The organism is Rhodovibrio sodomensis, assembly GCF_016583645.1.
Lineage (GTDB): Bacteria > Pseudomonadota > Alphaproteobacteria > Kiloniellales > Rhodovibrionaceae > Rhodovibrio > Rhodovibrio sodomensis.
On sequence record NZ_NRRL01000004.1, the window covers coordinates 103788 to 122459 of the forward strand.

Here is an 18672-nt window from a genome sequence, read left to right on the forward strand (position 1 = left end):
CAACGCCGACTTCGTCGTCCCAACGCAACGTCGCGCGCCGCGCCGGCGACGGCCGTGCGGGAAGGCCCCCGCGTCATTCGGCGCGCGAAGATAGGGAGCACGCATACGCATGATCGAGCTCTACACCTGGCCGACGCCGAACGGCCATAAGGTCCACATCATGCTGGAGGAGACCGGCCTGGAGTACGAGGTCCATCCGGTCGACATTACCAACGGCGACCAGTTCGATCCCGCGTTCCTGAAAATCTCGCCGAACAACAAGATGCCGGCGATCGTCGATCGTAACGGCCCGGAGGGTCATCCCCTGCCGCTGTTCGAAAGCGGTGCGATCCTGCAGTACCTGGCGGAGAAGACCGGGTATTTCCTGCCCTCCGAGCCGACCAAGCGCTACCGCACCCTGCAGTGGCTGATGTGGCAGATGGGCGGTCTGGGTCCGATGGCGGGGCAGGCGCACCACTTCCGCCAGTACGCGCCCGAGCGCATCCAGTACGCTTACGACCGCTACACCAACGAGACCCAGCGGCTGTACGGCGTGATGGAGCGCCGGCTGGCCGAGACGCCCTATCTCGCGGGCGAGCACTACACCATCGCCGACATCGCCGCCTTCCCGTGGACCCGCTCGGCCGACAAGCAGGGCGTGGAGATCGAGGAGTTCCCGAACGTCCAGGCCTGGCGCGACAAGATCGCCGACCGGCCGGCGGTGCAGCGCGGGCTGGAGATCCTGGCCGACCGGCGCAAGGAAGGCTTCGACGAGAAGGCGCGCGAGCTGCTGTTCGGCGCCAGCCAGTACCAGCGCCACTAGAGCGGCTGGGTCGCGTGATGGCGAAGAAGGACAAGGCCGCCAAGAAGCGCGCCAAGATGGCGCCGCACCCGGCCACGCTGGCGGCGCAGACGCTGGAGGGCGTGGACCCGCAGGACGGCGCGATCGTCCCCGACGTCAAGCCGGCGACCACCTATGCCCGCGACAGCGACAACCAGCTGATCGGCGACGCCGTCTACGCCCGCGACCAGTCGCCCAGCGTGCGCCCGGCCGAGCGGCTGCTGGCGGAACTGGAGGGCGGCGAGGCGGCGCTGCTGTTCGCCTCCGGCATGGCGGGCGCGGCGGCGGTGTTCCAGGCGCTCCGGCCCGGCGACCACGTGATCGCGCCCAAGGTGATGTACTGGTCGCTGCGCAACTGGCTGGTCCGGTTCTGCGCCGACTGGGGGCTCGAGCTCGACCTCGTCGAGGCGAGCGATCCCGAGGCGATCGAGTCCGCGGTCCGGCCCGGCGAGACCGCGCTGATCTGGATCGAGACGCCCTGCAACCCGACCTGGGACGTGGTCGACATCGCCAGCACCGCGGCGATCGCGCACGACGCCGGCGCGCTGCTGGCGGTGGATTCAACCGTCGCCACGCCGGTGCACACCCGGCCGCTGGAGCTGGGGGCGGACCTGGTGTTCCACGCCGCGACCAAGTCGCTGAACGGCCACAGCGATGTCGTCGCCGGGGCGCTGGTGACCGACGACCCGGATGCGGAGATCTGGCAGCGCATCCGGGCCAACCGCGCCAACGTCGGCGCCATTCTGGGCCCGTTCGAGGCGTGGCTGCTGCTGCGCGGCATGCGCACGCTCTATCTGCGGGTGCCGCGGGCGAGCGGGAACGCCATGTCGATCGCCCGGCACTTCGACGGCCATCCCAAGGTCGCCGAGGTGCTCTATCCCGGCCTGGAAACGCACCCCGGCCACGGCATCGCGGCGATGCAGATGCAGGACGGCTTCGGCGCCATGCTGTCGCTGCGCGTCAACGGCGGGCGCAAGAGCGCGCTCAAGGTGCTGGGGGCCTGCAAGCGCTTCGTCCGCGCGACCTCGCTTGGCGGGGTCGAAAGCCTGATCGAACACCGCGCCACGATCGAGGGCCAGGACAGCCCCGTCCCCGACGACCTTTTGCGCCTGTCGGTCGGCATCGAGGACATCCAGGACCTGATCGCCGACCTGGAGCAGGCGCTGGAGCAGGCGTGAAGTGCTTCTGCTCGATCTAGCCTCACCCGCTCTCCTCCCAGTGGCGCAGAGGGGACCCGCCGATCCGGTCGCTTTCCCGGCGACCACCCAACACACACGCAATCTCTCGCAACAGAAAGCGCGCGATCTTGACCATCGATCTCTACACCTTCGGCACACCCAACGGGCACAAGGTCTCGATCATGCTGGAGGAACTCGGCCTGGACTACACCGTTCACAAGGTCGACATCTCCAAGGACCAGCAGTTCGATCCCGCGTTCCTGAAGATCAGCCCGAACAACAAGATCCCGGCGATCGTCGACCATCGCGGTCCGGAGGGGCATCCGCTGCCGCTGTTCGAGACCGGCGCGATCCTGATGTACCTCGCCGAGAAGACCGGCCAGTTCTGGCCCCGCGACCCGGAGCCCTATTGGCGCACGGTGGAATGGCTGATGTGGCAGATGGGCGGGTTCGGACCGATGCTGGGCCAGGCGAACCACTTCAACAAGCTGGCCAAGGAGACCGTGCCCTACGGCCAGCAGCGCTACACGGGCGAGGCCCGGCGGCTTTACGGCGTGCTCGACACCCGTCTCGCCAAGGTGCCCTACGTCGCCGGCGAGGCGTACACGATCGCCGACATCGCGACCTGGCCGTGGGCGCGCTTCCACCCGTGGCACGGCGTCGAGGACCTGGCCGAGTTTCCCAACCTCAAGCGCTGGTACGACGAGATCGCGGCGCGGCCCGCGGTCGCGCGCGGCCTGAACGTACCCAAGCAGGAAGAGTAGGCGTGTAGCGGTGGATTTGCCGAGTTCAGGCGGCAATCCACCATCCGCCGGGGCCCGCCGAGGCGCCAATCGGCAGGTTGCCGCGAGCGCCCGCCCCGCGCCGCGCATTACCTCTCCTCCCCTGGAGACTCTTGCACGATGCTGGCTATGCCCGTCAGGCGTCCTTCGACACGCCGACCTGCGGTCGGCTGCTCAAGATGACGTCGATATTTTTAAGCTGTTGATCTTGCTATCACTTTAAAGCCTTTGACGGCATCCTGAGCAGGCCGCGTAGCGGCCGTGTCGACGGACGCCTGACGGCGATCCAAAGCGGCCGTGCAAGAGTCTCTCCCCGTGGCGGAGAGGCAACCCGCCGAGGCGCCGCGCGAACCCGCCCAAGAACCCCGCATCCGTCCTGGAGCCCTGGCCATGACCATCGACCTCTACACCTGGACGACGCCCAACGGCCGCAAGGTCTCGATCATGCTGGAGGAGTGCGGCCTGGACTATACCGTGCACCCGGTGAACATCGGGGAGGGCGAGCAGTTCGAGCCCGGCTTCCTGAAGATCAGCCCGAACAACCGGATCCCGGCGATCGTCGATCCCGACGGGCCGGCGGGGGCGGACGGCGGCCCGTTCGCGCTGTTCGAAAGCGGGGCGATCCTGATCTATCTCGCGGAGAAGACCGGACTGTTCTGGCCGGGCGATCCGCTCGGGCGCTACCGCACGGTGGAATGGCTGATGTGGCAGATGGGCGGCTTCGGGCCGATGCTGGGGCAGGCCCACCATTTCCGCCGCTTCGCCAAGGAAAACGTGCCCTACGGGATCGAGCGCTACACGAACGAGACCCGCCGGCTCTACGGCGTGCTCGACAAGCGACTGGCCGAGGTGCCCTATCTCGCGGGCGCCAGCTACACGATCGCCGATATGGCGACCTTCCCCTGGGCGCAGCGGCACGAATGGCACGGCGTCGATCTGGCCGAGTTTCCCAACGTCGAACGTTGGTACGCCGAGCTCGCCGACCGCCCGGCCGTGCGGGCCGGCATGGACGTGCCCAAGCGGTAACCGGCTTCGCGGCCGGGCGGTTAGCCGACCGCCACGCGCCGTTCGGTTGGCGCCGGCACCGCCCGCGGCCGCCGGCGCGCCCGCTCGGCCGCCGCGCGGGCCGCGCTCAGCTCGTCGCGCGCGCTCTGCAGGGCCTTCAGCTCCCGCGTGTCCTCGCGGTCCCACACCTCGAAGCAGCTCAGCTTGATCTCCACGAGGTCGATCAGCGTCTCGATCGTCGGGGTCGATAGGGTCATCGCAGGCGCTCCCATTCGGTTTGCCGGGGGGCCCGTCCCGGGCTGCGAGGCCGGTATGAAAGCCCGGTAAAGGTTAACGCCGCGTTGCCGGCTTAACCTTTTTCCGACCGGCCGGAGGGGTCCGACCTGCCGCCAGTCGACCGCCATGCGCCGGCCGGGTGCACACGGCGCCTGCCGGAGGTTTCGGGCGCGTTGACAACCCCGCCGACCGGTCGCTAGAAGGCGGAAGCACGCTGCGTCCGGCCCTGTTCGGCCGGCCCCGGAACGCGCAGCGCTCGCGGAGAGGTGGCCGAGCGGTCGAAGGCGCCGCCCTGCTAAGGCGGTGTGCCCTGAATTGGGCACCGTGGGTTCGAATCCCACCCTCTCCGCCACGTGCCGGCCGCGCTGGCCCCGCCAGTCGTCCCCAAGTGTCCTGAAATCTCCGATCTTCCCGAGATGTGCAGCGTGTCATGCGCCGCGTGTGGCGCGGCATGCGTTTCTCGCATTGCCTGCGCAATTCCTAGGCATTTGTGCGATGCGGCACCAGCGGCTGCACAAATGGTGTGCGGTGCCGGGCGCGATCGGCGTTTCGGAAACGCTGGCGTTCCGCCCCGCACGGCATGGGTCCCGCGTTGGCACGGCTTTTGCGCAGTGCAGCACGCGTTCGCAGACGCTGCAAAGAAAGCCAACGAGGAGGGCCAGCCCGATGCGACTTCCCAAATGCCTGTTGGGCCTGACGGCCGGGGCGGCGTTCGCCCTGGCGGGGGGCCAGGCCGCAGCGCAGAGTGGCGAGCCGATCAAGGTCGGCGTGCTGCATTCCCTGTCCGGCACCATGGCGATCTCCGAGACCACGCTGAAGGACACGGTCGAGATGATGGTCTCCGGCCTGAACGACAGCGGCGGCCTGCTCGGCCGGCCGGTCGAGACGGTGGTCGTCGACCCGGCCTCCGACTGGGACCTGTTCGCCGAGAAGGCGCGGCAGCTGATCGAGGTCGAGGACGTCAACGTGGTGTTCGGCTGCTGGACGTCGGCCAGCCGCAAGGCGGTGCTGCCGGTGTTCGAAGAACTGAATGGCCTGCTGTTCTATCCCGTGCAGTACGAGGGGCAGGAGGCGTCCAAGAACATCTTCTATACCGGCGCCGCGCCGAACCAGCAGTCGATCCCGGCGACCAAGTACCTGCTCGACCAGGGCTTCGAGCGGTTCGCGCTGCTCGGGACCGACTACGTGTTCCCGCGCACCACGAACAAGATCCTGGATGCCTACCTGAACCAGAACGGCATCCCGGACGCGGACATCATGGTCAACTACACGCCGTTCGGGCACTCCGACTGGCAGTCGATCATCAGCCGGGTGAAATCGTTCGCCAACCAGGGCAAGCGCACGGCCGTGATCTCGACGATCAACGGCGACGCCAACGTGCCGTTCTATAAGGAGCTGGCGAACCAGGGCGTGGACGCCCTGGACATCCCGGTGGTCGCCTTCTCGGTCGGCGAGCAGGAGCTCTCCGGCATCGATACCGACCCGCTGATCGGGCACCTGGCGGCCTGGAACTACTTCATGTCCGTCGAGACGCCGCAGAACGACCAGTTCATCGAGAACTTCCGGGAGTTCACCGGCGACCAGGACCGGGTGGTCAACGATCCGATGGAGGCCCACTACATCGGCTTCAACATGTGGGTCCAGGCGGTTCGCCAGGCGCAGACCACCGACGTCGAGGCGGTGCGCAACGCGATGTACGGCCAGACGGTGCAGTCGCTGTCCGGTTACGAGGTGGAGATGAACGAGAACCACCACCTCTCCAAGCCGGTGATGATCGGCGAGATCGGCCCGGGCGGTCAGTTCAACATCGTGCAGAAGACCGACGAGGCCATCCCAGGCGATCCCTGGTCCGACTATCTGGCGGAGAGCGAGAACCTGACGGCCGATTGGACCTATCCCTGGGTCTGTGGCGGCTGTGAGGAGCCGACCTTCGCCGACGCCGGTCTGATCGGCGTCGACTGAGCCTGAGCGGCGCCGCGCCGGCACGCGGTCCTGCCCGCCCGTACCCGTCGACCTGCGGACGCCGGGTGCGGGCGGCCGGCCGGCCCGGTCGCGCGCGGCGCCGAGCTCGGCTCACGCTGTTGCCTTTTCCCGCACCGGGATCGATCACCCATGACCCGATTGCACCGCTGGCCGCGGCCGGGCCGCGCGGCCCGGGCCGCGCTCCTGCTGGCGCTGGGCCTGCTCGTGTCCGCGCTTCAAGCGCCGCCGGCCGCGGCCCAGCAAGCCGACGCCGCCGCCTTCGCCGAGGCGGTGCAGACGCTCGCCACCGGCGACCGGGAGGCCCGCGAGCGGGCGGTCGACCGGATCGTCGAGATTGGACACCCGCGCGCCGCCGCGGTGTTGTCGGCCCTGATGTACCGCCGGCTCGCCACCGTCGCGGGGTCCGACCGGGTGGTTCTGGAGCCCGAGGGCGGCGGCCCGCTGGAGGACGCGCTGACCGGGGAGCCGGTCGAGAATCCGGAGGCGCTGGAGACCGAGACGATTTACGCCAGCAACCAGGTCCGCCGGAAGCTGCGCACCGCGGTCAGCCAGGTCCAGATCTTCGCCGAGGACCCGCAAGCCAGGCTCGCGTCGACCCGGAACATCGTCCGCGCCCCCTCGGACGCGACCGCCGACCTGCTGCGGCGCGCGCTGGACCGCGAGGAGGTACCGCGGGTCGAACAGGCGATCCGCCTGGCGCTCGCCAAGGTCGAGCTGCTGGCGGGCGACGCCCAGACCAAGCTGGCCGCGATCGAGCGGCTGTCCGGCAGCACCTCGCCCGAAGTGCGCAGCCTGCTGCTGCGGCTGCTGGACCGCGACGACGTCCCAGCGGAGGTGCGCACGGCCGCCCGGGAGGCCGCGGCCTCGATCGAGACGCGTCTGACCCTGATCGACTGGGGCCAGCGGGTGTTCCAGGGCATCTCGCTCGGCTCGGTCCTGCTGCTGGCGGCGGTTGGGCTGGCGATCACCTTCGGCGTGATGGGGGTGATCAACCTCGCCCACGGCGAGATGCTGATGCTGGGCGCCTACACCACCTTCGTGGTGCAGCAGGTGGTCCTGGCGGTGGCGCCCGGATTGAGCGAGCTGTCGGTGCTGTTCGCGCTGCCGGCGGCGTTCCTGGTCGCGGGCGCGATGGGCGTGCTGCTGGAACAGACAGTGGTGCGCCATCTCTACGGCCGGCCGCTGGAGACGCTGCTGGCGACCTTCGGGATCAGCCTGTTGCTGCAGCAGGGCGTGCGCACGATCTTCGGCGCGCCCAACAAGGAGGTCTCGAACCCCTTCTGGATGTCCGGCAGCATCGAGCTGATCGGCGGTGCGGTCCTGACCTACAACCGGCTGTTCATCCTGGTCTTCGCGCTCGCGGTGCTGGCGGTGCTGGCGCTCGTGATCAAGCGCACGACGTTCGGCCTGCAGATGCGCGCGGTGACGCAGAACCGGGGCATGGCGCGCGCCATGGGCATCCCGAGCGGCCGGATCGACGCGCTGACCTTCGGGCTCGGCTCCGGGATCGCCGGGGTCGGCGGCGTGGCGCTGTCGCAGATCACCAACGTCAGCCCGAACCTGGGTCAGTCGTTCATCGTCGACAGCTTCATGGTCGTCGTCTTCGGCGGGGTGGGCAGCCTGTGGGGCGTGCTCGGCGGCTCGATGGTGCTGGGGATCCTGAACAAGTTCCTGGAGCCCTACGCCGGGGCGATGCTGGGCAAGGTGATCGTGCTGGTGCTGATCATCCTGTTCATCCAGTGGCGGCCCCGGGGGCTGTTCGCCCTCAAGGGCCGCGCGGGCGAGCAGTAGGGGGCGATTGATGGCAAGCCAACCCGCACCCGCACGCGCCGGGACCGGCGTGCTCGGCTGGCGCCCGGGCGCCGCCGACCTGGCGCTGATCGCGCTGTTGCTGATCGCGCTGGTCGGCATGCCGGTCCTGAACGCGCTGCCGCCGGACTCCGGCCTGAAACTGCCGGACTACATGATCGGCGTGCTCGGCAAGTTCTTCTGTTTCGCCATGCTGGCGCTCGCCCACGGGCTGGTCTGGGGCTATGCCGGGCCGCTCAGCCTGGGCCACGGCGCCTTCTTCGGCCTGGGCGGCTACTGCATGGGCATGTACCTCGCCCGGCAGAAGGCGATTTCGGCCGGCAACGAGCTGCCGGATTTCATGGTGTTCCTGAACTGGGAAAGCCTGCCCTGGTGGTGGACCGGCACGCATCTGGCCCCGGTTGCCCTGCTGCTGATCGTGGCGGTGCCGGGGGCGCTCGCCCTTTTGTTCGGCTACTTCACCTTCCGCAGCCGGATCTCCGGCGTCTACTTCTCGATCATCAGCCAGGCGATGGTGTTCGCGCTGATGCTCGCGTTCTCGCGCTCCGAACTCGGCTTCGGCGGCAAGACGGGGCTGACCAACTTCTCCACCATCCTGGGCTTCTCCGTCTCCGACCAGGGCACGCGGATCGGGGTCTACGTCGCCACCGTCCTGGCATTGGCCGGGAGCTACCTGCTGTGCCGCTGGATCGTGCGCTCCAAGCTGGGTCAGGTCCTGGTCGCGATCCGGGAGGCGGAGGATCGGGTGCGCTTCCTGGGCTACCCGGCCGACCGGGTGAAGCTGTTCGTGTTCGTCCTGTCCGCGATGATCGCGGGCCTGGGCGGCGCGCTCTACGTCCCGCAGGCCGGCATCATCAACCCGAGCGAGTTCGAGCCCGCGCAGTCGATCGAGGTCGCCGCCTGGGTCGCGGTCGGCGGCCGCGGCACGCTGTTCGGGCCGATCCTGGGCGCGCTCGGCGTCAACGCGGCGAAGAGCTGGCTGACCGGCTTCGCGCCCGAGCTGTGGCTGTTCGTGCTGGGTGGCCTGTTCATCGCGGTCACGCTGTTCCTGCCCAAGGGCCTGGCCGGGCTGTGGCCGCAGGTCCGCGCCGCGGTCGCCAAGCGCCGGGGAGGCACCGATGGCTGAAGCCGAGACGCCCACCGCACGCGCCGCCGACAAGCTGGGCGCGTTCGCCAAGGCGGCGAAGCCGGGCGCCGCCAAGGGCGAGCCCGTGAAGGCGGCCAAGGGCACGCTGCTTTACCTCGACGGGATCACGGTGTCGTTCGACGGCTTCAAGGCGCTCGACACCCTGTCGCTGGTGGTCGAGGAGGGCGATCTGCGCACCATCATTGGCCCGAACGGCGCGGGCAAGACCACGATGATGGACGTGATCACCGGCAAGACGCGCCCGGACGTCGGCACCGCCCTGTTCGACGGCCGCCACGACTTGACGCAATTGCGCGAGGAAGCGACGGCTAACCTCGGCGTCGGCCGCAAGTTCCAGAAGCCGACGGTGTTCGAGCCGCTGAGCGTGTTCCAGAACCTGGAACTCGCGCTCGCCAGCGAGCGCGGCCTCTTGGCGACCCTGCGGTTCAGGCTCGACCCCGGCCGGCGCGCCCGGATCGACGAGATCCTGGACGTCTGCGGGCTGGGCGACCTGCGCGCCACACCGGCGGGCCAGCTCAGCCACGGCCAGAAGCAGTGGCTGGAGATCGGCATGCTGCTGATCCAGGACGCCCGTCTGCTGCTGCTGGACGAGCCGGTCGCCGGCATGACGGATGAGGAAACCGCCAAGACCGCCCGGCTGATCCACGACATCAAGCGCCGCCACACCCTGATCGTGGTCGAGCACGACATGGCCTTCGTGCGCGAACTGGGCGCGCGCACCACCGTGCTGCACCAGGGCACCGTGCTGACCGAGGGCAGCGTGGACGCGGTGCAGAACGACCCCAAGGTGATCGAAGTGTACCTCGGAAGGTGAGCCGCATGCTGGAGACCCGGGCGCTCAACCTGCACTACGGCGCGAGCCACATCCTGCGCGACGTCGATCTGACGGCCGAGCGCGGCAAGGTGACCTGCGTGCTGGGGCGCAACGGCGTCGGCAAGACCTCGCTGTTGCGCGCGATTTCCGGCCTGCATCCCACCAGCGGCGGCTCCCTCTCCTGGGCCGGCAGCGACCTGACCCGCCTGCCGCCGCACCGGCGCGCGCAGGCCGGCATCGGCTACGTCCCGCAAGACCGGGAGATCTTCCCCAGGCTGACGGTGGAGGAGAACCTGCGCACCGGCCTCGCCGCCGCGAACGGGCAGCGCAGGGCCGGCCTGGACGAAAGCGTCTTCGAGCTGTTTCCCGTGCTCAAGGACATGCTGAAGCGCCGCGGCGGCGACCTTTCGGGCGGGCAGCAGCAGCAACTCGCGATCGCCCGTGCGCTCACCATGCGCCCCGGCTGCCTGCTGCTGGACGAGCCGACCGAGGGCATTCAGCCCTCGATCATCAAGGACATCGCGGGAGTGATCGCCAAGCTTGCCGAAAGCGGCGAGATGGCGATCGTGCTGGTCGAGCAGTATTTCGACTTCGCCCGCGAACTGGCCGACCAGTTCTACGTCATGGACCGCGGCCAGATCGTTCTGGCGGGCGCCAAGGACGCCCTCGACGAGGCCGATGTCCGCCGGCACCTGACGGTGTAGCCGTCCGATGGAACCGATATCGGCGCCGCCGACGAAAAGAGCGTGCGTGGACGGCGATTTGGCCCGATACTTATACCTGTAAGGCGTGACACACCGTGGGGTGGCCGAGATCTGCCGCCGGACGCATTCGACGGCCGGCCGGAACGCCATCGCTGGGATGAACCGATGGCTCGCGGGGCGGCAGTTCGCTCTCGGGGGCGGGCAGGGGCGTTGTCATGGGCATCAGCGGCGCGGCACCGGTGCGCGGTTTGAGGCGGCGGTTACGTGCGGCGGCCGTGGTCGTCCTGGTGCTGCTGGCGGCGCTGTTGCCCGGGCGCCCGGCGGAGGCGCGGACGGGCGGGCCGGCGATCCGGTGCCCGGACATGGCGGAACCGGCGGATGCGGCGCTCGCACGGCTGCGCGCCGCCGCCGCCGGGGCGTTGTCGGTGCTGCCGGTCGAAGGCTCCGGCGCGCCAACGCTGGGGCAGCTGAACATCTTGCCCGCGAACACGGATGTCCGCCTGGTCCTGCCGGCGGCGGACACCGGCTGGCAGACCGAAGATCCCGCGGTCGCGGTCGCGATCCCGAAGGACGCGGCCGGCGACAAGGCGCGCGGGCTCACGGTGGTGGCGGCCAGCCGGGCCCCCGACAATGCGCTGCATCTGCGGGTCCGATTGAGCGAGCCGCTGGGCGGCGGGTTTTGGACGCCCCACGATCTCCTGGTTTTCGGCTGCACCCCGGGCAGCCCTGAGATCGCTTTCCTCGCGCGCACGCGGATCGCGGTCAGCACCCTCTGGCCCGCCGCCGGGGCCGCCATCGGGGCGGTTCTGCTGCTCTATCTGGCCGCCGACGCGGCGGCGGCGCGTCGGCTCGGCAAGATCAGCCTGGACCCGGTGCAGATCACCGCGGGCGTCGATGGCCGGGGCAGCATCTCCAAGCTGCAGATCCTGTTCTTCACCCTGATCGTGGCCGGCATGCTGATCTACGTGCTGCTGCGTGTCGGGCGTCTGGGCGATCTGTCGGCGGACGTGCTGCTGCTGCTCGGCATCAGCGGGGTCGGCGGCGCGGCGGTCAAGCAGGCAAGCGTGCTGCGCCGGCGGGTCTCGGCGGAGAACTGGTCGTGGCTGAAGCGCCAGGGCTGGGCCGCTCCGCCGGTCCAGGCGAGTTGGGGCGACCTGGTGATGGAGGGCACGGAGTTCGACGTCTATCGCTTCCAGATCCTGATTTTCAGCCTGATCGTCGGCGGCGCGCTGTTGTTCACGGGGCTGTTCGGGCTCGCCAACTTCGAGCTGCCGCCGGCGCTGCTCGGTCTCCTAGGGCTGAGCCAGGTGGTCTACCTCGGCGGTAAGGTCGTCTCCAGGCCGGAGACGGTCGAACTCAACAAGGCGATCACCAACCTGCGCACGCGGGCCGGCGAGGTTGCCGACAAAGCGCGCGGCGCAGCCGGCGGCTACGACTACAGCGCGATCGGCGAGACCGCCTCCCTGGAAAGCGCCGCCGGGGATGTCGAACACCTGACCAGGACCGTGTTCGGCGGCGCGGTCCCCGGCTTGCGCGCGCGCAAGGCGCACGAACTGGTGTAGGCCGGCCCGGCGGACGGGCGCATGCGAACCCTGCCTCTGCGCGTTCGCAGGTCGGCCGCTCAGCGTCGGCGCTTGCGTCGGCTGGTGGCGTTGCGGCCGCGGTATTCCGGGTCCTTTTTGCGCACGAAGCGGATGAACTTGGCGATCTCGGGATGCGCGCGCAGCTTGTCCATCGTGTCGTAGCCGTCGCGCAGCTCCTGTTCGGTGAACAGCGAGTGGATCTTGGAATGGCAGACCCGGTGCATCGTCACCGTCTCCCGCCCGCCCTGCGAGCGCGGCACCAAGTGATGCGCGTCGACCGACGGCCCGGCCACGAGCGGCCGTCCGCACAACGGGCAGGGGCCAAGGTCTGGGCGCTGTTGATCCATGCGATCCGGTCACTTCGGGTCTTCCAGCCGTACGATCCAACGGCGCGCGGCGCCAGGGCAAGACCGCGCACCGGCGCCGCCACGCCCGCGACCGCGCCATAACACATGGCGTTACCGGCGCGGACGTTGGCTTGCGTTCGCCGTGCCGCGGGTTACATCCTGAGGGAGCCGACATAACGGCCGGGGTGCCTGTCTGTCTGTGCGTTCGGCGCACGGTTGGGCCGGCTGAGAGCACACCCGCTGAACCTGATCGGGATCACGCCCGCGAAGGGAGCCGTGGAGGATATGACCAGCCTGCTCGACGACATTTCGATTCACCAGCGTCCGCGCACCGCGATCGTCGGGGCGGGCGTCAACGGCCTGTGCATCGCCTGGCAGCTCGCCCGGCACGGCTGCGCGGTCGACGTCTACGAGCGCGGCCGGATCGGCCGGGGCGCCAGCTGGGCGGCCGCCGGCATGCTGGCCCCGGGTGCCGAGGCCGAGCCGGGCGAGCACGCCGTCACCGCCGCGGGGCAGCAGGCGCTTGCGTTGTGGCCCGCGTTCGCCCGCGACCTGCAGCAGGCGAGCGGCATCGATCCCGAGCTGCGCACCGACGGCTTGATGATCGCGGCCACCAACCGCGACGAGGCCGAGCAGCTGCGCCACGACCACAGTTTCCTGCAGCAGCAGGGCGTGCCGGCCGAATGGCTTTCGGGGGCTCAGGCGCGCGAGCGCGAACCCTACCTGCGTGCCGGCCTGCCGGGCGCGCTGTTCAGTCCGAACGACGGGCAGGCGAACAACCGCCAGCTGGTCCAGGGCCTGGCCGCCGCCGCGCGCGCGGCGGGGGTGCGCATCCACGAGGACACCCGGGTCGACGCCCTGGACACCGCGCAGGGCCGGGCGACCGGGCTGGTCGTCGAGGGCGCGCGCGTCGCGGCCGACGCGGTCGTGCTGTGCGCCGGCGCCTGGGGCCGGGAGATCGACGGCGTGCCGACGGCCGCGCAGGCGCCGATCCGGCCGATCAAAGGGCAGATGCTGGCGCTGCGGATGGACCCCGGCCAGCCGCTGCTGCGCCGCGTGCTGTGGGCGCCCAAGGTCTACCTGGTGCCACGGCGTGACGGACAGCTGCTGATCGGCGCGACGGTCGAGGAGCAGGGCTTCGACGACAGCATGACCGCGGGCGGGGTGTTCGCCCTGCTGGAAGCGGCCTGGCGGGCGATCCCGGCGATCGAGGAGCTGCCGATCGCGGAGATGTGGGCCGGTCACCGCCCGGGCTCGCGCGACGATGCGCCGGTCCTGGGGGCGACACCGGTCGACGGGCTGTACCTCGCCAACGGCCATCACCGCAACGGCATCCTGATGACCCCCTTGACCGGCCAGGCGGTCGCCGCGGAGATCCTGACCGGCCGGCGGCACGACAGCCTGGCGCCCTTCCGGGTCGAGCGGTTCCACGATCCGGCGCATGCACGGGGGCAGGCTGCACGGGGGTTAGCTGCACGGGGGGCGGCATGAACACGATCACCGTCAACGGCGAACCGCGCGAGGCGGCGCCCGACACGCTGCGCCAGTTGGTCGAGGCCGAGGGCCTGGACCCGGACCGCCGCGGTCTGGCGGTCGCGCGCAACGGTCGCGTGGTGCCGCGCCAGCAGTGGGAGAGAACCGAGCTCGAGGCCGGCGACGCGATCGAGATCGTCAAGCCGTTCGCCGGCGGCTGAGTCCGATCCTTGAAGGAGCGACGAACCAGATGACCCAACTTGAAGGCGTGCGGCGGTCCCGGGCGGCCACCGGTTCCGAGGCCGACCGCCTGACCATCGCCGGGCGCGCGTTTACGTCCCGCCTGCTGCTCGGCTCCGCCGGCTATCCCAACCAGCAGGTGATGCTGGACTCGCTCGCCGCCAGCGGCGCGGAGATCGTCACCGTGTCGGTCCGCCGGATCTCGCTGGAAGGCTATGCCGAGAGCATGGTCGACGTGCTGTCCGACAAGTTCGTGCTGCCCAACACAGCCGGTTGCGAAACCGCGCGCGATGCCGTGCTGACCGCCCGGCTGGCGCGCGAGGCGCTGGGCACCAGCTGGGTCAAGCTGGAGGTGATCGGCGACCGCGAAACGCTGTATCCGGATGTCGAGCAGCTGGTCCAGGCGGCCGACGAACTGGTCCGCGACGGGTTCGTCGTCCTGCCCTACAGCAACGAGGATCCGATCACGGCGCAGAAGCTAATCGATGTCGGCTGCTCGGCGGTGATGCCGATGGGCTCGCCGATCGGCTCGGGCCAGGGGATCGCCAACCCGACGGCGATCGAGTTGATCCTGAACCGCGCCAACGTGCCGGTGATCGTCGACGCCGGTCTCGGGACCGCGTCCGACGCCGCACAGGCCATGGAACTCGGTTGCGATGCCGTGCTACTCAACACCGCCGTCTCCAAGGCGCACGACCCGGTGCGCATGGCCCGGGCGATGCGCGCGGCGGTCGACGCCGGCCGCGACGCGCGGCTGGCCGGACGGATTCCGCGGCGCGCGCACGCCGAACCGTCGTCCCCGCAGATGGGTCTGATCGGATCATGATACTGCCCAAGCCGCGTCTGCTGCTGATCACCGACCGCCACCAGAGCGGGCGGCCGCTGCCCGAGGTGGTGGACGCCGCCTGCGCGGTCGGGGTGCGCTGGGTGTCGTTCCGCGACAAGGATCTGCCGTCCGGCGAGCGCCGGACGATAGCCCGGCAGGTGGTCAAGGCGGGGCACGCACACAACGCGACCGTCACGCTGCACGGCGACCTCGCCACCGCGGAGGCCGCGCGCGCCGACGGCGTCCATGTCGAGCCCGGTACGTCGCCGGGCGCGGTCCGGCAGATCCTGGGCGAGGTGCTGATAGGCGCCTCGGTGCATTCCTGGGACGAGGCCGAGCGCGCGCAGGACGACGGCGCGGACTACGTCACCATTTCGCCGATCTACGAGACCCCCAGCAAGCCTGGCTACGGTCCGCCGATCGGGCTCGACATCCTGGGCGACTTCTGTTCGGCGCTGCGCATTCCGGTGGTCGCCCTGGGCGGGATCGTTCCGGCCAACGCGGCGCACTGCCTGAACGCCGGCGCCACGGCGGTCGCGGTGATGGGCGAGATCATGCGCGCCCAGGACACCGGTGCCGTTGTCGGTCAGTATTTGCGCGCGCTCGATCCCGACTTGTGACCGGGCGCGGCTCCCCCGTCGGCACGCGCTACTGGCCATGGCGTAATAAAACCGACTTCGTTCCAAATATTGATCTAATGTAAACCGCTATAGACGGGCGTTGGTCGAGATTTGTCTTGCCGCTCGCGCGGCGGCGGGCTAGCCTGATCGGGCCTGTGAGGGGGTGCGTCCGACGGGCGGCGTGAATGCTGCTTGGCCATCACGCTGCCGGGCGCGGTTTAGGGCCTGTGAAGGTTTTCCCGCTAGGATACCGATCGTCGCCGGTGGCGGGTGGCCGGCGGCCAGGGTCCGGTTGGGGCTGGTCAAACGGGGAGAACAGGGTGGTGCGCCGCGGGCGCCGGCCAATCGGGTCGGCGTCAGTGTCCGAACGCGTGCTGCGAGAGCCAGATCCGGCTGGGTGGAAGCGCCTCGCCCGTCAAGCTTGCTCTCGTGTCAACACGGGAGAGCGCACGGCACGCTGAAGGTGAGGCCATCTTCAGCGGCCGCGCTCCAACGACGTCGAGGGATGAAACCGACAGATGCCGAAACGATCCAGCGAGCGCGCGTCCCAAGCGCCGGCCAGCGACGCGGAGAGGCGTGCGGCCGGCCCGGGCGGCCGGACCCGGGCGCATGGCCATCGCTACGCGCATCCGCACGAACGCCCGGAACGGACCTGGCGCGACCGGCTACAGGACTGGCGGCAACGCACCTTTCCGCCGCGCCAGCTGATCCTGCGCAGCGAGGCGGGCGTCCACGCGATCACCCTGGGCAGCCGCCTGCAGCAGGTCGCGGCCGGCGGCGTGGTGGCGGCCGTGCTGTGGACCGCCGGGGCCGGGGTTGCGCTGTACTGGCAGAGCGCGCGGATCGACGGCACCACCCGGCAGCTGGCCCAGGCCGAGCGGTCGTACGCCGACCTGATGTCGGAAGTCGCGCGCGCCCGGGAGAAGATGGTCCAGTTGGCGGGTCAGATCGACGGCGCCGCGCCGGTTTCCGTGGTCGACCCGCTGCAGACCGCGGCGCAGTCGGACGAAAAGCCGCTGCCGCACGAGATCGGGCGGTTAAGCGCGGCGCTGGACGCGCTGGCCGAGCGCAACGGCCGGCTGAACGACCGGTTGGCCGACCAGGAGCAGCGGCTGAGCGCGCTCAAGAAGCAGAATGCCGAGCTGCGCGCCGAGCGGGTCCGGGTCGAAGAAACGCTGTCGGAGACCGAGCAGGCGCTCTCCGACGCCCGGCTGAACCGCGGCGATCTGCACACCCGGGTCAGCGAGCTGCGCGAGCAGCTGCGCGCCGCCCAGGCGCGCCGGCAGGCCAGCCAGCAGGGCAAGCTGAACGCCCAGAGTCGCGTGGCGGAGGTCCGCGAACGCCTGGAGATCGCGCGCGAGGAGCTCGCCGCGTCGACCGCCCGGGCGCAGACGCTGGAGACGGAACTGCAGGCAACGCGCGAAAAGCGGGCCGCGCTGCTGGACGAGCGCGCCCAGCTGTCCGCCAAGGTCGGCCGGCTGGAGGATGCGCTGGGCGCCGGCTCCGGCGCGGGCGGCACCCTGAGCGAGCGGATCGCCGGGCTGGAGAAGGCGCTGATGGCCGCCGAGCGGCGCGGCGACGACCTGGCCGAGGTGCGCGAGGCGCTGCTCGCGGAGATCGAGGAGCTGCACGCCCGGGTCGACCAGCTGAGCGCCCGCCAGAGCGGCTTGGTCGCGCAGCTGACCGAACGCACGCGCCCGGGCCTCGCGGCGATCGAGAAGACGATTGCGATGACCGGCATGGACCTCGACGCGCTGGTCCAGCGGGTGCAGGAAAGCCGCAACGCCCGGGGCGGACCGTTCGTGCCGGTGTCGTTCGAGCTGCCGGGCCCCAGCGTGGCGGCCGACCAGCTGGCCCGCCTGGACCGGCAAACCCGGCGGTTGGCGGCGTTGCAGACCGCGATGGGCGCGATGCCGCTGAGCGCGCCGGTCGACAGCTTCTGGATCTCCAGTCAGTTCGGCAAGCGCAAGGACCCCTACAACGGCCGGTGGGCGATGCACGAAGGCATCGACCTGGCCGCCACCGCCGGCTCGCCGGTTCTGGCGACAGCCCCCGGGCTGGTGAAATTCGCCGGCCACAAGTCCGGCTACGGCCGGATCGTGATCGTCGACCACGGCTTCGGCATGACCACCTATTACGCGCACCTGCGCTCGATCTCGGTCGACAAGGGCGCGCGCGTGGCAAACCGCGAAACGATCGGCGCCCTGGGCAGCTCAGGGCGCAGCACCGGCCCGCACGTGCACTACGAAGTGCGCGTCGACGGCAGCCCCCTGGATCCCGAAAACTTCCTGAAGGCAGGCAAGCATGTTTTCAAAGAGTAAGAGCCCGTCCCCGCAGAGCGCCCATGCCCACACGGCCGCGTCCCAGCTGGCCCAGGCCGTTCCGGCCCAGGCGCCGGCATCGCCGCGCCAGACCAACGCCAGCGGCGGCGGCGTGCCGTCGATCATCAGCCCGGATCTGACGATCACCGGCGACCTGAATTCGAGCGGCGATATCCAGGTCGACGGCACCGTCAAGGGCGACGTCACGGCCGACACCCTGACGATCGGCGAGCACGGCCAGATCAAGGGCAAGATCCGCGGCGAGCGCGTGCGCGTCTGCGGCACGGTCGAGGGCGAGATCGAGGGCGGCACGGTCACCCTGGCCGCGAGCGCGCGGATGCTGGGCGACATCGTCCACGACAGCCTGGCGATCGAGCCGGGCGCCCACCTAGAAGGCCACTGCCGGCGCCGCGGCGCGTCGGCGGGAGACCAGAGCAGCCCCCGCGAGACCGGCGACAGCAAGCCCGGCAAGGGCGCGCAGGCGTCGAAGGGCTCGGCCGACCAGCCGGCCGGCGGCAATGCCCAGAACGGCCCCGAGCCGAAGACCGCTCAGCTCAGCAACGGCAGCGCAGCCAGCGCCAGCAGCTAGAGCAAGATGCTGAAAGGTGAAGCCATCTTTCAGCTGAATCTTGCTCTCTCTTCAAGCAGTTAGAGCAAGATTCTGAAAGGTGCAATCACCTGTCAGCTGAATCTTGCCCCTTCTTCGGGAAGTGAGAGCGCAATGCCGGAAGGTCGATTCGGCCT

General features: G+C 70.0%; 18 protein-coding genes, 1 tRNA gene and 1 riboswitch. Of the genes, 17 read left to right on the forward strand and 2 right to left on the reverse strand.

All coding sequences use genetic code 11. The annotated features are described in order from the left end of the window. The first annotated feature begins 109 nt into the window (after positions 1 to 109). The 4 genes from CKO28_RS03865 to CKO28_RS03880 all read left to right on the forward strand — a co-directional run bounded on the left by CKO28_RS03865 (position 110) and on the right by CKO28_RS03880 (position 3806). Complete coding sequence (locus tag CKO28_RS03865) at positions 110 to 802, forward strand: glutathione S-transferase N-terminal domain-containing protein (protein ID WP_200339222.1); 693 nt, start codon at positions 110 to 112, stop codon at positions 800 to 802. A 17-nt stretch (positions 803 to 819) separates the two neighbouring features. Next, entirely contained in the window at positions 820 to 1998 is a 1179-nt protein-coding gene (locus CKO28_RS03870) for a trans-sulfuration enzyme family protein (protein WP_242480317.1), read from the forward strand. Positions 1999 to 2126: 128 nt separating this feature from the next. Beyond that, a complete protein-coding gene (locus CKO28_RS03875; RefSeq protein WP_242480318.1) occupies positions 2127 to 2762 on the forward strand; it encodes a glutathione binding-like protein in 636 nt (211 codons plus the stop codon). Positions 2763 to 3170: 408 nt separating this feature from the next. After that, on the forward strand, positions 3171 to 3806 hold the full coding sequence (locus tag CKO28_RS03880; RefSeq protein WP_200339223.1) for a glutathione S-transferase family protein: 636 nt from the start codon (positions 3171 to 3173) through the stop codon (positions 3804 to 3806). Between the two features lie 20 nt (positions 3807 to 3826). Here the strand turns inward: CKO28_RS03880 and CKO28_RS03885 are convergent, their stop codons facing one another. Further along, entirely contained in the window at positions 3827 to 4042 is a 216-nt protein-coding gene (locus tag CKO28_RS03885) for a hypothetical protein (RefSeq protein WP_200339224.1), read from the reverse strand. Between the two features lie 279 nt (positions 4043 to 4321). Here CKO28_RS03885 and CKO28_RS03890 point away from each other — a divergent pair. The 7 genes from CKO28_RS03890 (at position 4322) to CKO28_RS03920 (ending at position 12080) form a co-directional block, all read left to right on the forward strand. Beyond that, positions 4322 to 4413: transfer RNA gene (locus CKO28_RS03890), tRNA-Ser, on the forward strand. 314 nt (positions 4414 to 4727) lie between these two features. Continuing rightward, positions 4728 to 6023 carry an urea ABC transporter substrate-binding protein gene (gene urtA / locus CKO28_RS03895; protein ID WP_200339225.1) on the forward strand — a complete coding sequence of 432 codons (1296 nt, stop codon included), beginning with the start codon at positions 4728 to 4730 and terminating at the stop codon, positions 6021 to 6023. 150 nt (positions 6024 to 6173) lie between these two features. Next, on the forward strand, positions 6174 to 7835 hold the full coding sequence (gene urtB, locus CKO28_RS03900; protein ID WP_200339226.1) for an urea ABC transporter permease subunit UrtB: 1662 nt from the start codon (positions 6174 to 6176) through the stop codon (positions 7833 to 7835). Between the two features lie 10 nt (positions 7836 to 7845). Then, on the forward strand, positions 7846 to 8979 hold the full coding sequence (gene urtC, locus CKO28_RS03905) for an urea ABC transporter permease subunit UrtC (protein WP_200339227.1): 1134 nt from the start codon (positions 7846 to 7848) through the stop codon (positions 8977 to 8979). Beyond that, positions 8972 to 9814 carry an urea ABC transporter ATP-binding protein UrtD gene (gene urtD, locus CKO28_RS03910; protein WP_200339228.1) on the forward strand — a complete coding sequence of 281 codons (843 nt, stop codon included), beginning with the start codon at positions 8972 to 8974 and terminating at the stop codon, positions 9812 to 9814. The genes urtC and urtD overlap by 8 nt, the downstream gene beginning before the upstream one ends. A 5-nt stretch (positions 9815 to 9819) precedes the next feature. After that, the gene (urtE, locus tag CKO28_RS03915) at positions 9820 to 10518 is read left to right on the forward strand and encodes an urea ABC transporter ATP-binding subunit UrtE (RefSeq protein WP_200339229.1); all 699 of its coding nucleotides are present in this window, start codon (positions 9820 to 9822) and stop codon (positions 10516 to 10518) included. A gap of 215 nt (positions 10519 to 10733) precedes the next feature. Next, entirely contained in the window at positions 10734 to 12080 is a 1347-nt protein-coding gene (locus CKO28_RS03920) for a hypothetical protein (protein WP_200339230.1), read from the forward strand. Positions 12081 to 12139: 59 nt separating this feature from the next. Here the strand turns inward: CKO28_RS03920 and CKO28_RS03925 are convergent, their stop codons facing one another. Further along, on the reverse strand, positions 12140 to 12448 hold the full coding sequence (locus CKO28_RS03925; protein WP_200339231.1) for an HNH endonuclease: 309 nt from the start codon (positions 12446 to 12448) through the stop codon (positions 12140 to 12142). A gap of 171 nt (positions 12449 to 12619) precedes the next feature. Continuing rightward, positions 12620 to 12738: riboswitch (TPP riboswitch) on the forward strand. Here CKO28_RS03925 and thiO point away from each other — a divergent pair. From thiO to CKO28_RS03955, 6 genes are all read left to right on the forward strand, one after another. Continuing rightward, positions 12734 to 13939 carry a glycine oxidase ThiO gene (thiO, locus tag CKO28_RS03930; protein ID WP_200339232.1) on the forward strand — a complete coding sequence of 402 codons (1206 nt, stop codon included), beginning with the start codon at positions 12734 to 12736 and terminating at the stop codon, positions 13937 to 13939. It overlaps the preceding riboswitch by 5 nt. Continuing rightward, positions 13936 to 14142, forward strand: coding sequence for a sulfur carrier protein ThiS (gene thiS / locus CKO28_RS03935; protein ID WP_200339233.1), 207 nt, complete (start codon positions 13936 to 13938; stop codon positions 14140 to 14142). Before thiO ends, thiS begins: the two co-directional genes overlap by 4 nt. Before the next feature lie 29 nt (positions 14143 to 14171). Next, positions 14172 to 14987 (forward strand): thiazole synthase, encoded by an 816-nt coding sequence (locus CKO28_RS03940; RefSeq protein WP_200339234.1) that lies wholly within the window; start codon positions 14172 to 14174, stop codon positions 14985 to 14987. Further along, the gene (locus CKO28_RS03945; RefSeq protein ID WP_200339235.1) at positions 14984 to 15607 is read left to right on the forward strand and encodes a thiamine phosphate synthase; all 624 of its coding nucleotides are present in this window, start codon (positions 14984 to 14986) and stop codon (positions 15605 to 15607) included. Before CKO28_RS03940 ends, CKO28_RS03945 begins: the two co-directional genes overlap by 4 nt. A gap of 518 nt (positions 15608 to 16125) precedes the next feature. Further along, positions 16126 to 17928: a peptidoglycan DD-metalloendopeptidase family protein gene (locus CKO28_RS28235; RefSeq protein ID WP_242480319.1), complete on the forward strand. Its 1803-nt coding sequence runs from the start codon at positions 16126 to 16128 to the stop codon at positions 17926 to 17928. Next, positions 17912 to 18517 (forward strand): bactofilin family protein, encoded by a 606-nt coding sequence (locus tag CKO28_RS03955; RefSeq protein ID WP_200339236.1) that lies wholly within the window; start codon positions 17912 to 17914, stop codon positions 18515 to 18517. The genes CKO28_RS28235 and CKO28_RS03955 overlap by 17 nt, the downstream gene beginning before the upstream one ends. Positions 18518 to 18672 lie beyond the last annotated feature (155 nt).